The organism is Bacteroides sp. AF39-16AC (genome assembly GCF_003602735.1).
Classification (GTDB): Bacteria; Bacteroidota; Bacteroidia; order Bacteroidales; family Bacteroidaceae; genus Bacteroides; species Bacteroides uniformis.
This window is the reverse complement of sequence record NZ_QTLN01000008.1, coordinates 152,026-166,577: the sequence shown is the minus strand read 5'-3', so window position 1 is coordinate 166,577 and position 14,552 is coordinate 152,026. Positions and strand designations below refer to the sequence as shown.

General features: G+C 43.6%; 15 protein-coding genes. 7 read left to right on the top strand and 8 right to left on the bottom strand.

Annotated elements, in window-relative coordinates; genetic code table 11:
- The first annotated feature begins 1 nt into the window (after position 1).
- The 3 genes from DW039_RS09420 to DW039_RS09410 all read left to right on the top strand — a co-directional run bounded on the left by DW039_RS09420 (position 2) and on the right by DW039_RS09410 (position 3,052).
- The gene (locus DW039_RS09420; RefSeq protein ID WP_055278861.1) at positions 2-1,129 is read left to right on the top strand and encodes a Fic family protein; all 1,128 of its coding nucleotides are present in this window, start codon (positions 2-4) and stop codon (positions 1,127-1,129) included.
- Positions 1,129-2,475, top strand: a complete 1,347-nt coding sequence (gene rhuM / locus DW039_RS09415; protein WP_117704140.1) for a RhuM family protein — start codon at positions 1,129-1,131, stop codon at positions 2,473-2,475. The genes DW039_RS09420 and rhuM overlap by 1 nt, the downstream gene beginning before the upstream one ends.
- A 64-nt stretch (positions 2,476-2,539) precedes the next feature.
- The gene (locus tag DW039_RS09410; protein WP_055278862.1) at positions 2,540-3,052 is read left to right on the top strand and encodes a DUF6155 family protein; all 513 of its coding nucleotides are present in this window, start codon (positions 2,540-2,542) and stop codon (positions 3,050-3,052) included.
- A gap of 78 nt (positions 3,053-3,130) precedes the next feature.
- Here DW039_RS09410 and DW039_RS09405 read toward each other — a convergent pair whose 3' ends face one another.
- The 6 genes from DW039_RS09405 to DW039_RS21240 all read right to left on the bottom strand — a co-directional run bounded on the left by DW039_RS09405 (position 3,131) and on the right by DW039_RS21240 (position 7,450).
- Positions 3,131-3,406: a hypothetical protein gene (locus DW039_RS09405; RefSeq protein ID WP_055278863.1), complete on the bottom strand. Its 276-nt coding sequence runs from the start codon at positions 3,404-3,406 to the stop codon at positions 3,131-3,133.
- An 86-nt stretch (positions 3,407-3,492) separates the two neighbouring features.
- Positions 3,493-4,434 carry a HipA domain-containing protein gene (locus DW039_RS09400; RefSeq protein ID WP_207810779.1) on the bottom strand — a complete coding sequence of 314 codons (942 nt, stop codon included), beginning with the start codon at positions 4,432-4,434 and terminating at the stop codon, positions 3,493-3,495.
- Complete coding sequence (locus DW039_RS09395; RefSeq protein WP_055278864.1) at positions 4,427-4,765, bottom strand: HipA N-terminal domain-containing protein; 339 nt, start codon at positions 4,763-4,765, stop codon at positions 4,427-4,429. Before DW039_RS09395 ends, DW039_RS09400 begins: the two co-directional genes overlap by 8 nt.
- Complete coding sequence (locus DW039_RS09390) at positions 4,765-4,968, bottom strand: helix-turn-helix transcriptional regulator (RefSeq protein ID WP_055278865.1); 204 nt, start codon at positions 4,966-4,968, stop codon at positions 4,765-4,767. Before DW039_RS09390 ends, DW039_RS09395 begins: the two co-directional genes overlap by 1 nt.
- 782 nt (positions 4,969-5,750) lie before the next feature.
- Positions 5,751-6,524 carry a response regulator gene (locus tag DW039_RS21245; RefSeq protein WP_230373584.1) on the bottom strand — a complete coding sequence of 258 codons (774 nt, stop codon included), beginning with the start codon at positions 6,522-6,524 and terminating at the stop codon, positions 5,751-5,753.
- A gap of 68 nt (positions 6,525-6,592) precedes the next feature.
- Positions 6,593-7,450, bottom strand: coding sequence for a hypothetical protein (locus DW039_RS21240; protein WP_005826528.1), 858 nt, complete (start codon positions 7,448-7,450; stop codon positions 6,593-6,595).
- A 407-nt stretch (positions 7,451-7,857) separates the two neighbouring features.
- Between DW039_RS21240 and DW039_RS09375 the strand changes: the two genes are divergently transcribed.
- The 4 genes from DW039_RS09375 to DW039_RS09360 all read left to right on the top strand — a co-directional run bounded on the left by DW039_RS09375 (position 7,858) and on the right by DW039_RS09360 (position 12,048).
- Positions 7,858-9,033 carry an MFS transporter gene (locus DW039_RS09375; RefSeq protein ID WP_005826523.1) on the top strand — a complete coding sequence of 392 codons (1,176 nt, stop codon included), beginning with the start codon at positions 7,858-7,860 and terminating at the stop codon, positions 9,031-9,033.
- A gap of 168 nt (positions 9,034-9,201) precedes the next feature.
- Positions 9,202-10,638 carry a Na+/H+ antiporter NhaC gene (nhaC, locus tag DW039_RS09370; protein ID WP_005835906.1) on the top strand — a complete coding sequence of 479 codons (1,437 nt, stop codon included), beginning with the start codon at positions 9,202-9,204 and terminating at the stop codon, positions 10,636-10,638.
- 66 nt (positions 10,639-10,704) lie between these two features.
- A complete protein-coding gene (locus DW039_RS09365; protein WP_005826513.1) occupies positions 10,705-11,295 on the top strand; it encodes a DUF4251 domain-containing protein in 591 nt (196 codons plus the stop codon).
- A gap of 90 nt (positions 11,296-11,385) precedes the next feature.
- A complete protein-coding gene (locus tag DW039_RS09360; RefSeq protein ID WP_005826511.1) occupies positions 11,386-12,048 on the top strand; it encodes a response regulator transcription factor in 663 nt (220 codons plus the stop codon).
- Here DW039_RS09360 and mnmA read toward each other — a convergent pair.
- Together mnmA and DW039_RS09350 are read right to left on the bottom strand one after the other, a co-directional pair.
- A complete protein-coding gene (gene mnmA, locus DW039_RS09355) occupies positions 12,039-13,103 on the bottom strand; it encodes a tRNA 2-thiouridine(34) synthase MnmA (protein WP_005826509.1) in 1,065 nt (354 codons plus the stop codon). The two genes, DW039_RS09360 and mnmA, sit on opposite strands and share 10 nt — an antisense overlap.
- Before the next feature lie 22 nt (positions 13,104-13,125).
- On the bottom strand, positions 13,126-14,412 hold the full coding sequence (locus tag DW039_RS09350) for an O-acetylhomoserine aminocarboxypropyltransferase/cysteine synthase family protein (RefSeq protein ID WP_057259153.1): 1,287 nt from the start codon (positions 14,410-14,412) through the stop codon (positions 13,126-13,128).
- Between the last annotated feature and the right edge of the window lie 140 nt (positions 14,413-14,552).

Sequence of the window (14,552 nt, the reverse complement as noted above, 5' to 3'; positions counted from 1 at the left end):
AATGCTAAACTTCGACGAATATCTCCAGCAGAGCGAGCCACAAAAGCGTGAAAAAGGTTATGCGTGGCAAACGGCAATAGGACTTCAAGCAGTAGATGGCTTGAAGCCCTCCGAATATCTTATTGAAACTGCTCGTAAGCATATTGAGGGGGATATAACCATTGATGAAGTACAGCAACTTATCAAGAGTTACTATGACTCAAAAGATATTCGTACTGAAAAGGACAACGAAACAGAAGAAGCCGATAAAGTTTCTGCCAATATAACCAAACTATTGAATGAGCGTTCATTTGCTTTTACCGTTGCAGGATTGAGTGCCATTCATCGAAGGATATTTGATGGAGTATTCAAGTTTGCCGGACAAATCAGAGATTACAATATAACAAAAAAAGAATGGGTACTTCGTGGTGACACCGTATTCTATGTATCTGCTCCCGACATCCGCAGAGCCATAGAATATGACCTTGAACAAGAAAAGGTGTTTGATTATACAGGATTAGATATAAGCCAAATAGTAAGTCATATTACCCAATTCGTATCCGGGTTGTGGCAGATTCATCCGTTTGGAGAAGGCAATACCCGAACAACAGCAGTGTTTACCATCCAGTATTTACGCTCAATGGGATTCAATGTCGAGAACGATCTTTTTGCCAATCATTCTTGGTATTTCCGTAATGCTTTGGTTAGAGCCAATTATCAAAATATACAAAAAGGCATCAAAAGAGAGTCTGTGTATTTAGAACGATTCTTCCGCAACCTATTGATAAGAGAAAACAATGAATTGAGGAATCGTTTCATGGTGGTTAATGCACCCGAAGATATGGCTATCTCCACCCCGACAAGTACCCCGACAAGTACCCCGACAAGCTCAAATAATCCATTGCAGATAGATAATGAGAATATCAGCCGCTTAATAAAGGCTATTGCAAACAATACATTATCTGTCAAAGAGATAATGGCTTCCATAGGATTAAAGAACCGTGAGAATTTTATGGAATATTCACTGAATCCCGCCATGAAAGAGGGATTTGTTTCTATGCTCTACCCAGACAAGCCCCGTCATCCTCGTCAGAAATATCTGTTGACGATTAAAGGATTGGCGGTGTATAATTCCAACAATCTGAAATAATGATGAACGAGAATAATATACCCCCTATTCAATCCGACTTTGAACAGATTAAAAAGCAAGACGAAAACGGTTCGGAGTATTGGACTTCTCGTGAGTTGTGCACCGCATTAGGCTATAGCACAAATCGTACTCTAAACAAAGCTATCGCTATAGCCAATAAGAAAGGTTGTAACACTACCGAGCATTTTAATCCTATGTTTGAAATGGTCAAACTAAGTTCTGGCTCCTTTCGTAAGGTAGAGAATATACATCTATCACGAATCGCTTGTTTGATGATTGCGGAAAATGCCGATAGCAAGAAGCCACAAGTGCAGATGGCAAGAGAATATTTCAAACAAGAAATATCAACTCCTGAATTAATCGGCAATAGCTTATCATCCAATATATTGCTATATAAGACGAAACAAGGAGAAAGTCGTATAGAGGTCATCTTCAATAATGAAACATTTTGGATGCCGCAAAAGCGAATGGCCGATTTGTTTGGTGTTGAAACGAATACGATCAATAACCATCTGAAAGAGATTTTCAAAAGCGGAGAATTGGAGGAGAGTTCAGTTATTCGAAAAATTCGAACAACTGAATTTGATGGCAAGAACGATGATACATTGCTCTACAATTTGGATGCGGTTATTGCCGTTGGGTTTCGTGTGGGCAGTTATCAAGCGAGCCAATTCCGGATGTGGGCGACATCGGTGCTAAAAGAAATGATCATAAAAGGATTTGTATTGGATGATGAGCGCTTGAAACAGGGCAAACATTTTGGCAAAGATTATTTTGACGACCTATTAGAACGTATCCGAGAAATACGAGCTTCAGAACGTCGGTATTATCAGAAAATCACCGATGTCTATGCCGAATGTAGTGCCGATTATGACCCTAAGGCTGAGACCACCCTACAATTCTTCAAGAGGGTGCAAGATATGATGTATTGGGCAACTTCTCATCAAACGGCAACCGAAATCATCTATTCAAGAGCAGATGCCCAAAAGCCCCACATGGGACTTACCACGTGGAAAAACGCCCCTGACGGCAGAGTCCAAAAGTCGGATACTTTTATTGCCCAGAATTACTTGTCCGACACAGAGGTCTCTGCCTTCAATCGTCTATCAACCACTTTCCTTGATTTGGCCGAACTTCGTGCCGAACGGCAAATCATCTCCACAATGGCAGATTGGAAAAAGCAATTGGATGATTTCCTGACTCTATATGAGTATGATAAATATAATGAGGCTGGCACCATTTCTGCCGAACAAGCGAAAGAAAAGGCATACGCTGAATATGATAAATTTTGCTTGATTCAAAACGAAGAGTATCTTTCGGATTTTGATAAAGAAGTCAAGGTATGAAAAGAAAGAGGGTTGTTTGGTCATTAGCAGAAATGTAAATACACAATCAACTGAAAATCAATTTATGTCAAAAGCAAAGCTAAAAAAACACCTGTTGTCACTTACTAAAGAACAGATAACCGATATTGTTCTTGAACTATACGATGCACGTAAAGAGGCAAAAGATTATCTGGAGTTTTATCTTGCCCCAGATTGTAATGCTGAATTGGAAAAGAGCAAGAAAACTATCCGAAATGAGTTCTTCCCAACTCGTGGATTTTCCGAAAAGCCGTCATTTGCCAAATGTAGAAAAGTCATTTCCGATTTTCAAAAGCTAAAACCGGAGCCAACTTTTATTGCCGATTTAATGTTGTTCTATATCGAACAAGGATGCGAATACACACTTGAATTTGGCGATATGTGGGAACAGTTCTATACAACACTGGAGGGAAATTTCGACAAGGCTATGCGCTTTATCTTTCTCAACGGATTGTTAGCCAATTATTACGAACGGATTGAAAAGCTTATTGATAGCGTATCGGATTGTGGCTGGGGATTTTATGATACATTGCAAGATATTTATTCTGAATATCGGTAGTGGTTCTTAATCCAACACAAAAAGTAAGGAACTGAACCTGTGTACCTAATGCACAGATTTAGTTCCTATCCCTTTAAATTACTCCATTGATTCCCGAATAATACGCAAAGTTTCTTTCTTATACTCCTTGCGGTTATATTCCAGACCTCTACACATCCAACAGCTACACGGAGTACCTGCCGTTTTATAAACTTGCGCCCATCTGTCTTTTGCCAACTCAAACCAATGAGGATGTTCATAATAGCTTCCATCCTCACGAATGATGCAATGACCATAAGCGGCATACAGAATCATACGAGCCTTAAACACGCGAGCCATTTGTTGGCGTCTCCACAATTTGTTTCTTTTGTCCATCGTCTCTTTCTATTAAAGTTAGGATGAACAATGATGTTATTTTGGTGAGACTTAATATATCCATAGCATTGTGTATTTTTACCGTTTTATAGCTTTTGTGAAAGTCTCGCAAGCCGTTCCTTCAACAATTCGCCATACTTTTCCTTTAATTCAGCACTTAGGAAAGAGCTTTGAATGACAGTCTCAAACTTGGGCAATAGTTTGATATACTTATTTATCAGTCGTTCTACAATCACATTCTCTATACCCAACGTAGCTGCTGACCTGATAAAATCCTCTCTTTGAAGTTTTTTCTTCCGACCATTCAAGGTCAATGCCAACTCCTCGTCATCTTTGGGATTGATGATAGCCGCATTTAGCAAATCATAGGCAGGGGTTAAACGTATCTTATCCGCCACCTCATACAAAGAGAAGTTTTTCAGGTGCATGTCGTTATTTCCTGTCAACCAAGAGAAAAGCACCAACTCAAAGAAATTGGTAACATCCATTTTAGGTAAAGACGAGTATTTCAAAACAGCCTTGCCGATACGTTCATAACTACTTTTGTATTTATGCTCTGTTAGCCTTTCCGTCAGTTGGCACATATCCTCCATCGCAATCTTCTCTCCGTCAGAAGTCCTGTCAATCCGGCGGGTAAGATAGCATAACGTATCGTCTGCCATCCGCATCAGCGTATGAGGAACTACCTCAATATGTGCCACCTCTGCAAGGTGCATGGTTAAATCCTCAACCTCAGGCATCATTTCATATTGCGAGGTCTGTGGCTTACAAATATAACCGCCCCATAGTCCGACAATAGTCAATCGTTTGCTACCCTCATGCTCTTTCAAATGCAAGGACAACTTCGGCTGAACTCCGGTCAAAGAGGTTTGGTCTTGAATGATTTGCAAAGCAAGTTGATCAAGTTGTTCTGTCGTATAATCAAGAACTGGCAATGTTGTTGTTCCGAAGAACTTCTTTATGCAAGCCGTGTGCATGTCCTTTTCCCCTTTTAAGAGCGAACGATAACAATATAAGCAATTACACATAGTTTTCCTCCTTTTCTTCCAAAGGAATAACGCTTACTGCTCCGATACAATCCTTGCAACATGTCAGCAACAACGACATCCGATCAAGAATACTGATGTCTGTATTCCGCAATGCAACATCCAACAACCATCCTTCAGGAATCAAACCGTCGAAATATGGAAACAGCACAGGACTTGTATATGCTTCCTCCTGTAAAGGCAATGTCATGCTAACTGCCTTTGCCTTTTCAAGAGAGAGATATTCCGGCAAATAGCGGAACTCATACCCGGCATCGTTTTCTGTCAGAATACCAGCCAATTGGTCTTTATAAAATATCTGGGCTTGTCTCATTAATTACTGTTTTTTTGAGTGGCAACCATTTCATAATTGAAAAAGTCAAGGAGCTGATTCACTTTATCGAGGCGTAGCGTTTCCTTGCCCTGTTCAAGGTCTCGCACAAAGCGCAACCCCACACCCGACTTCAACGAGAGTTCTTCTTGCGTCAGATTATATTGCTTTCGCAACATCTTGACCGTAGTAGAAAGATTATTCATAACATCGTACTTTATACCTTTTCGGGTACAAAGTTAGTACAAATATTCGATATTATATCAGTATGGGTATAATTTATTGTTTCGCTACTGCAATTATATCAGACAGGGTATAATACAAGGAGGATTGAGGCATTATTATTAAGGCTAAAAACAATTACAACGCATATAGTTTTACACTTTTCCAAGCGAATAAATCTGATTCGTTACACTTTTTCCAACGAATATCACCCATTGCTCTACACTTTTTCAAGCGAATCGAGGTGTCTTCTATAGAAATTTTCTGCTTCTATAACCCATTTTCTACTATCCAACACTTTTCAAGGAATAAAAATCACACCGCAAACCACAGAAATCCCAAGAAAACCACTACCTTTGCATTCAACAAGCGTTCTGTAACAAACCTGCGGAAATACCCTATCACTCAGTACCTTGTATCTGATATAGGACATTCCACAAAAGGGCTGAAAAGAGGCGGTACGACACGTATATGCAAAGCGATGAAATACAACGGTTTGCATTTGTCCCCACATTCTGTGTATTTGTCAAAACAGAGGTTGTACCGATTAAAATGAATGGTCACTGATAATCAGTGATGTAAATATGCTGCATCGGCAAGTAAAGCTAATCATATATACCCAGTTATCCCCAAAACAAAACGATGAGAGATTTTCCTTTATAGATAGCTTAGGATGTTCAGTTCTCCTATCTCCCATTTCAAAACAAAGGCTGTCCATTATCTAATATGTGACAGCCTTTCTATGAAAGTTTTCTTCAGATAAATATCATACTTTTTTCATAAACTCCTTCGGTGTTTTTCCAAAATACTCCTTATACCTGCCTCTGAAGTTTTTCAGATTTCGCATACCCACCATTTCAGCAACCATAGTCACAGAAAATTTTCCGCTTTCCAAAAGTTCCCGTGCCTTCTCCATCCTGATTCTCGAAATCAAATATTTGGGTGCTTCTCCCGTCAACAACTTCCACTTATTATAAAAGGTTGTCCGGCTCATGCACATCCTGGAGGCAATATCATCTACTGTCAAATCCTCTTTATCCATATTCTCCATAATGTAAAGCTTCACTTCATTCAAAAATGCCAGATTGGCATCCTGCTGAGCCCGCTCCATAGGTTTCGTTAAAAAATCTTCTCCAAAAACTTTCTGAAGAAATGTCTTCCGAAGAAAACGGCTATTATTTATCAATATGGATATTTCCACTTTAAGGTCCTCCAGATTAAAGGGCTTACATACAAAGAGATCAGCCTGAGAAGAACAACGCTTTTCCCGCCGTTTCACATCAATGTGCGCCCCCATCAATATCACCGGAATAAAGGAGGTGTCCCTCGACGTCTTCAGTTTAGAAGAAAGTTCCTCACCGCTCATACCTTTCAACATGATATCACAAATCACCAAATCCGGATACTCTTCACATATTACCTCCAATGCTTCCTGACCGTCATCAAAGCTCCTCACTACAAAACATTCCGATAAACGTTTCTCAAGATAATCCTTGAATCCCTTGTCATTATCCGCAAGTATCACTAAAGGTCTATCCATATTTTTTTTCTTCGAGAAACCATGGAAAGCTATTTCCGACTCATTCACCTGAAAAGTGTCCGGAATATTTAAGGATGTATCCCCCCCGAAACCGCACACGAACATCTTATGGGAAATCGAAGCAGAGCCTCCTTTTCCAAAGTCAGTATTTTCCCGTCACATATATTCATCAACTTGTCAAAAAACACACCGCCCATGCCATACTGCTTGCCATGCAGAGGTCGCAGAATAGGAAGCCGCGACGAGTACCATCTGCAACATTTCAGAAATCGCTTGTTGCCTGTATCCTTAATCCTGATTGCCCAGTAATCTCCCTTCAACGAAACCTGCATCGAGAGATGCGTTTCCGGCAGAGAACACTCGATGGCACTCAATACAAACCGGTCGATAACCGGAGATATCTTTCCCGGATCAAACCAAGCGCTTGCATAGTCAAAATCCGGAACCAAATCCAGCTTCATCTGTAACCCGGCCACATGAGACTGTAAAAAAGACACTTTCTTCCTCATAAATGCGCCGATTTCATGTTCTGCAACTACCAGGCTACCAGAATTGCCAAATAGTCGTTTCAACTCCATCAACGCTATCAAGTGCTGCTCCAGCCCGCCTATATGATGAAGTGCAACAGCCAGTTCCTTCTTTATGTCTTCCGGACAGTCTCCTTCGTAAACTGCCCCTAACGGTGTCTTAATCAAAGAAATGGGATTACGTATGTTTTGAAAGGTATCAATGAAATACTGATTTCCCTCTTTCAGTAAATCTCTTTCTTCACTGATACAGAGTAAATGGAACAAAAGCCAACATAATATACAGATTCCACTAGCCACTATTGGCAGAACAGACCAGGGAACCTTATGATATACGCCGATGGATAGCAGGAAAACGCATAATGACACTACTATTATTATTATCGATAAATGTTTCATACTATTATAAGTTTAAGTAATAATGATTCATACTAATATATACCCGAGTTTTCAGTCAATAGCAGGATAATCCCAAGTATGTCATCAGGAGGCGGTCTAATGGGGGAACGGTAGGTTCCTTGAGTCATCGAATTCACCTTACCAACCCTCGTTTGCTAGAAGAGCCTGCATTTCGTCCACCTGTATTTCATACCCAGCAACTCTCTAAACCATTCATTTCCCATGCCCAACGTATCTTTAAATATCAATACAACATTCCGCTTATCCAAGATAGCTCCAATCAATTATTCTCAAACAAAATAATAGTATAACAAACGGAAAGGCTAAAAAGATGATACCACTTCACACATATTCTTATCATACTCACATATCTTGCGCATGAAACAGAAAGACATTATCTTTGCAGCATGAAACAAGAACTGAAAGAAAACGGAGGATTACCGGCACATATACTCTGGACACTTGCTATCGTAGCTGGCGTGTCCGTAGCCAACTTGTATTACAATCAACCCCTGCTTAATATCATGCGGCATGAATTGGAAGTTTCTGAATTCAAAACGAACCTCATTGCCATGATTACACAAATCGGATATGCGCTGGGATTATTGTTCATCGTCCCATTAGGAGACCTCTATCGACGCAAGAATATCATCCTAACGAATTTCTTCCTACTCATATTTTCCCTTCTAGCCATTGCCATGGCACCGAACATCTACATCATCTGGGCAGCATCACTCATTACCGGCATCTGCTCCATGATACCCCAAATATTTGTACCGATTGCCTCGCAATTCTCACGCCCCGAAAACAAGGGACGGAATGTAGGTGTCGTCATCTCAGGATTACTGACTGGAATACTTGCATCACGTGTTGTCAGCGGATTTGTGGGTGAAGTGCTTGGCTGGCGTGAAATGTACTTCATCGCCGCTGGAATGATGTTACTATGCGCTATCGTTGTATTAAAGGTACTACCGGACATACAACCGACTTTCCAAGGCAAATATTCCGGGCTGATGAAGTCTCTTTTCTCATTAGTAAGAGAATACCCCTCTCTACGAATCTACTCGATACGTGCAGGACTGGCCTTTGGCTCATTCCTTGCCATGTGGTCCTGCCTTGCATTCAAAATGGGAGAAGCCCCGTTCCATGCATCCAGCGATGTCATCGGCATACTAGGGCTCTGCGGCATTGCCGGAGCCTTAACCGCATCTTTTGTAGGAAAATATGTAAAAAAGGTAGGCATACGCAATTTCAACTTTATCGGTTGCGGAATGATTCTGCTTGCATGGGCCTCGCTCTTTTTCTGCGGAAACAACTATGCAGGTATCATTACCGGTGTCATTCTTATAGACATAGGCATGCAATGTATCCAACTCAGCAACCAGACCAGTATTTTCGACATCTACCCGTCTGCCTCCAATCGGGTAAATACGATTTTCATGACCACTTACTTCATCGGCGGCTCTTTGGGTACCTTCCTTGCAGGAAGCAGTTGGCAGACTTGGGGATGGAGTGGCGTGGTCGGCACCGGCGTTATTTTAACAATAATATCGTTGTCCATCACCCTTTACAGCAAGAAATAACAAGGATACTATCATTTTTCCAAGCAAACGCAAAGATTTGATAATTTTTATTTGTCATGCAAAGGATAAGGAAGATATTGAACAGAATTGTTATACCTTTGTCGCATCAAACTATAAACGACAGATTGATAATAGATTCGTCAACCAAGCATAGTCAAAAACAACCCTATGAATTCAGCAAAGAAAATACCCTCTCCACTCGTTTCTCTATTTCCCATCGCTTTTCTCGTAGGAATGCTGTTCGCCACCATCCATACTTTCGGAAGTGACGCCTTGAGTGGAGGAAGCCAGATTTCCCTGCTTGCCACCACTGGTATGTGTGTCTTTATCGGCATGACTTTCTACCGCATCCCTTGGAAAGATTATGAACTTGCCATCACCAACAACATTTCAGGTGTTGCCACAGCTATCATTATTCTATTGATTATCGGTGCTTTGAGCGGCACATGGATGATAAGTGGGGTGGTACCTACCCTTATATATTATGGTATGCAGATTATCCATCCGAATTTTTTCCTTGCTTCTACCTGCATTATTTGTGCATTGGTATCAGTAATGACGGGAAGTTCATGGACCACTATCGCCACCATCGGTATCGCCCTTTTGGGCATAGGTAAGGCACAAGGTTTTGAAGAGGGATGGATAGCCGGTGCCATCATTTCGGGAGCCTATTTCGGAGACAAAATTTCACCGTTATCGGATACCACGGTCCTTGCCTCATCCGTAACGGAAACACCGTTATTCAGCCATATCCGCTATATGATGATCACCACCGTCCCCTCTCTCCTCATCACCCTTGTCATCTTTACAGTAATGGGACTCACACACGAAACGAACAATACACAACAGATCGCGGAATTTACGGCAGCATTGGACGCCAAATTCAACATTACTCCCTGGTTACTGGCTGTTCCCGTGATTACGGGAATACTGATTGCCCGGAGAGTGCCTTCCGTCATCACACTCTTTCTCTCCACTCTGCTGGCAGGGATATTCGCCTTCATCTTCCAACCGGGACTACTGAATGAGATAGCGGAAGGTGGGAATATGTTCAAAGGGATAATGATGACATTCTATGGCAGTACCAGTCTACAAACTGACAGTGACATGTTGACAGAACTGATTGCCACACGAGGTATGGCAGGAATGATGAATACCATCTGGCTCATCATCTGCGCCATGTGTTTCGGTGGAGCCATGACGGCAAGCGGCATGCTAGGAAGCATCACTTCCCTATTCGTCCGCTTCATGAAGAATACAGCCAGCATGGTAGCATCCACCGTATGTTCCGGATTGTTCCTGAACCTTGCCACGGCAGACCAGTACATCAGCATTATCCTCACCGGAAACATGTTCAGCAACGTTTACGCAAAGAAAGGCTACGAAAGCCGGCTACTTAGCCGTACCACGGAAGATGCCGTTACCGTCACCTCCCCGCTTATCCCATGGAACACCTGCGGCATGACGCAAGCCACCATTTTGAGTGTACCCACACTGACCTACCTTCCCTATTGCTTCTTCAACCTTATCAGTCCGGTAATGAGTATCTTTATTGCTGCTATCGGATATAAAATAATTAAAAAACCGGTGAACAATCCTGGATAGGCATTGTTCTTGCAATAAACTTATAACGAACAATTTATTTAAACCTAAACAAAAAAAGATTCGATTATGAAAAAGTTTATTGCATTAGCAGCAGTAGTATTGGTAAGCATGGCAACAACGACCATGTATGCACAAGAGAGTAGAGCTGAAAAGCGCGCAGACCGTAAAGCCCAAAGAGACGCAGAACGTGCACGCCTGAAAGCTGAAGAACAAGCACAGGATGCCATTTCGTACGATGACGCAATGGCGGCCTTGAAAGCTCACCAGTTCGTAATGGAGGCAGACCAAGTGATGTTCCGCAACGGACAGACCGCATTTGTAAACTCCAACACCAACTTCGTATTGGTCAACCAAGGACGTGGCACCGTGCAGGTAGCCTTCAACACCGTATACCCAGGTCCTAACGGCATTGGCGGTGTAACAGTAGACGGAACCGTATCGGACATCCAAATGACTACCGACAAACGGGGCAACGTGAATTGTAACTTCAGCATCCAGGGTATCGGCATTTCCGCCCAGATATTCCTTACGCTGACCGATGGCGGGAACAACGCAACCGTAACCATCAGCCCGAACTTCAACTCCAACACCATGACTTTGAGCGGGAACCTGGTTCCGCTGGAACAATCCAACATATTCAAGGGACGTTCCTGGTAAAACCCTTATATAAATATATATATTCCCACTCCGCCACAAATCACACTAAAAAGTGTACATTTGTAGCGGAGTTTTTTATATACCAATGTCATGAGAGAATTTATCATTGCAGACAATCAAGATATCACCAAAGCAGGCATGATGTTCCTATTGGGCAGACAGAAAGACACCTCCCTGCTGCTGGAAGCCGACAACAAGGCAGAACTGATACAGCAACTACGCCTGCATCCCACCGCCGTTGTCATTCTGGACTATACCCTTTTTGATTTTTCGGGAGCCGAAGAGCTAATGGTACTTCACGAACGCTTCAAGGAAGCCGATTGGCTACTCTTTTCCGACGAATTGAGCCTACCGTTCCTGCGCCAGGTATTGTTCAGCAGCATGGCATTCGGCGTAGCGCTGAAGGATAATTCCAAAGAAGAGATACTGACCGCACTACAATGCGCCTCACGCAAGGAGCGATTCATCTGTAATCACGTCAGTAACCTGCTGCTCGCAGGCAACGGTTCCTCCTCCCCCACTCATCCTACCATCAAAGATGATTTACTGACTACTGCCGAACGGAGCATCCTAAAAGAGATAGCCCTGGGGAAAACAACCAAAGAAATAGCTGCCGAACGAAACCTCAGCTTCCATACGGTAAACAGCCACCGGAAGAATATCTTCCGGAAACTGGGTGTAAACAATGCGCACGAAGCCACCAAATATGCCATGAAGGCAGGCATCGTAGACTTGGTGGAATATTATATATAAATCTCCCCGCTCCCGACACACAGCCGGGCATCAGCATCATACACCACTCCGAACTGGCCCGGAGCAATGCCTTGCAGCTTTTCTTCCGAAACAATGCGGTAACCCTCCGCCTCCTTTTGCAACCTGCCTTTGACAAACTCCGGCGTATGGCGTATCTTGAAAGTCACCTCCACCTCTTCCTGCGCTCCCTTCCAGGGATTATCCGTAATGAAATGAAAATCGTACATACGGAATTCATAGCCGTATTGCAATGCCGTATCACATCCGCGGGACACGTAAATCACATTCTCCTCCACATCCTTGCGGACAACAAACCACGGTCCTCCACCCAACCCCAATCCTTTACGCTGGCCGATGGTATGAAACCAATAGCCCCGATGCTTGCCCAACTTTCTACCCGTTTCCAACTCCACAATATCCCCTTCCCTTTCGCCAAGGAAACGGCGCACAAAATCATTATAATCAATCTTTCCCAGAAAGCAGATGCCCTGACTGTCACGACGTCTGGCGCTGGGCAATCCGGCACGCAGGGCTATGTCACGAACCTCATTCTTCATCAGTCTGCCCAATGGAAACATCAGTTTGGAAACTTGCAGATAATCTATCTGTGCCAGAAAGTCGGTCTGGTCTTTCACGGAATCGGCAGCGGTACCGAGCCATGTCTTTCCATCCCTCAACACCGTAGTGGCGTAGTGCCCGGTTGCCGTGACATCGAAATCCTTCCCCACACGTTGCTCAAAGCACCCGAACTTTATCAGCTTGTTGCACATCACATCCGGATTGGGAGTCAAGCCACGTCTTATTTTATCAATGGCATAAGCCGCCACCTGGTCCCAATACTCCCGGTGCAGGTCCACTACTTCCAACGATAATCCATAACGCCGGGCAATGGCAGAAGCCATCTCCATATCCTCTTCCGCAGAGCAGTCCATATAATCGGCATCGTCCCTCCCTATTTTGATATAAAATAGAGAAGGACGGTAACCTTGTTCGCAAAGGAGATGTACCACCACGGAGCTGTCTACACCTCCCGACAATAATACAGCAATATTCATTCTATCGTATACTGTTATTCTTTTAAATTCTGTCAAATGCCTGGGACAAGTCGTCCAGCAAATCATCGATATGTTCTGTCCCGATGGAGAGGCGGACCGTGCCCGGTTTGATGCCTTGTTCTTCCAATTCCCGTGCACTCAATTGGGAATGGGTAGTGGTGGCAGGATGGATAACCAGGGATTTCACATCAGCCACATTGGCAAGCAACGAGAATATCTGTAAACTGTCAATAAACGTCTGCGCTTCCTTCACACCGCCCCGCACCTCAAACGTAAAGATAGAACCGCCTCCATTCGGAAAGTATTTCCCGTAAAGCGCGTGGTCAGGATGCTCGGGCAGGGACGGGTGGTTCACGGCAACCACTTTGGGATGCTTCTTCAAGAATTCAACCACTTTCAAGGCATTCTCCACATGACGTTCCACGCGAAGCGACAACGTCTCCAATCCTTGCAACAGAATGAAAGCATTGAAAGGACTGATTGTGGCACCGGTATCACGCAACAATACGGCACGGATACGGATGGCATAGGCAGCAGGACCGGCAGCGTCGACGAAACGTACTCCATGATAACTCGGGTCCGGTTCCGTCAGTTGGGGAAACTTCCCCGAGGCCACCCAGTCGAACTTGCCGCTATCTACAATAACACCACCCAAGGACGTACCATGCCCTCCTATGAACTTCGTTGCCGAATGGACTACCACATCTGCCCCATGCGCTATGGGACGAATCAGGTAAGGAGTACCGAAGGTGTTATCTATAATCAGAGGAATCCGGTGACGGTGTGCTATTTCAGCAACGGCATCAATGTCAATGATGTTGCAATTCGGATTTCCCAGCGTTTCAATGAATACTGCCTTGGTATTCTCCTGAATCGCTTTCTCGAAATTGTCCAGATTGCCCGGGTCCACAAAAGTAGTGGTAACCCCGTAGGCAGGCAATGTGTGGGCCAGCAGATTATACGTTCCACCGTAGATGGTCTTAGCTGCCACGATATGGTCGCCTGCACGGGTGATATTCTCAAAGGCATAAGTGATGGCTGCCGCACCCGAGGCTACGGCCAATCCGGCAACACCGCCTTCCAGAGCCGCCACACGTTTCTCGAACACATCCTGGGTGGAATTCGTCAACCGCCCGTAAATATTCCCCGGGTCCTGCAAGCCAAAGCGGGCTGCCGCATGGGCCGAATTACGGAATACATACGAAGTTGTCTGATAGATAGGTACGGCGCGGGCATCAGTTGCCGGGTCGGGTTGTTCTTGTCCAACGTGAAGTTGTAGAGTCTCAAAGTGCAATTTCTTTGTTTCCATTGTCGTTTGTATTTTAGGTGAATAAACCGTTTCTCATTCGGATGTTGCAAAGATAGAGCGATAAGCCGGGGCAGACAATGACACAGATTAGGGAATTTTATACCACAATTGTGGTAGATAAGCAAGCTATTTTCTATCTT

What these genes read in the sequence shown, in the direction of transcription:
- DW039_RS09420 (WP_055278861.1), top strand. Translation starts at nt 2, where the DNA reads ATGCTAAACTTCGACGAATATCTCCAGCAGAGCGAGCCACAAAAGCGT.
- rhuM (WP_117704140.1), top strand. Translation starts at nt 1,129, where the DNA reads ATGATGAACGAGAATAATATACCCCCTATTCAATCCGACTTTGAACAG.
- DW039_RS09410 (WP_055278862.1), top strand. Translation starts at nt 2,540, where the DNA reads ATGTCAAAAGCAAAGCTAAAAAAACACCTGTTGTCACTTACTAAAGAA.
- DW039_RS09405 (WP_055278863.1), bottom strand. Translation starts at nt 3,406, where the DNA reads ATGGACAAAAGAAACAAATTGTGGAGACGCCAACAAATGGCTCGCGTG.
- DW039_RS09400 (WP_207810779.1), bottom strand. Translation starts at nt 4,434, where the DNA reads ATGTGTAATTGCTTATATTGTTATCGTTCGCTCTTAAAAGGGGAAAAG.
- DW039_RS09395 (WP_055278864.1), bottom strand. Translation starts at nt 4,765, where the DNA reads ATGAGACAAGCCCAGATATTTTATAAAGACCAATTGGCTGGTATTCTG.
- DW039_RS09390 (WP_055278865.1), bottom strand. Translation starts at nt 4,968, where the DNA reads ATGAATAATCTTTCTACTACGGTCAAGATGTTGCGAAAGCAATATAAT.
- DW039_RS21245 (WP_230373584.1), bottom strand. Translation starts at nt 6,524, where the DNA reads ATGGATAGACCTTTAGTGATACTTGCGGATAATGACAAGGGATTCAAG.
- DW039_RS21240 (WP_005826528.1), bottom strand. Translation starts at nt 7,450, where the DNA reads ATGAAACATTTATCGATAATAATAATAGTAGTGTCATTATGCGTTTTC.
- DW039_RS09375 (WP_005826523.1), top strand. Translation starts at nt 7,858, where the DNA reads ATGAAACAAGAACTGAAAGAAAACGGAGGATTACCGGCACATATACTC.
- nhaC (WP_005835906.1), top strand. Translation starts at nt 9,202, where the DNA reads ATGAATTCAGCAAAGAAAATACCCTCTCCACTCGTTTCTCTATTTCCC.
- DW039_RS09365 (WP_005826513.1), top strand. Translation starts at nt 10,705, where the DNA reads ATGAAAAAGTTTATTGCATTAGCAGCAGTAGTATTGGTAAGCATGGCA.
- DW039_RS09360 (WP_005826511.1), top strand. Translation starts at nt 11,386, where the DNA reads ATGAGAGAATTTATCATTGCAGACAATCAAGATATCACCAAAGCAGGC.
- mnmA (WP_005826509.1), bottom strand. Translation starts at nt 13,103, where the DNA reads ATGAATATTGCTGTATTATTGTCGGGAGGTGTAGACAGCTCCGTGGTG.
- DW039_RS09350 (WP_057259153.1), bottom strand. Translation starts at nt 14,412, where the DNA reads ATGGAAACAAAGAAATTGCACTTTGAGACTCTACAACTTCACGTTGGA.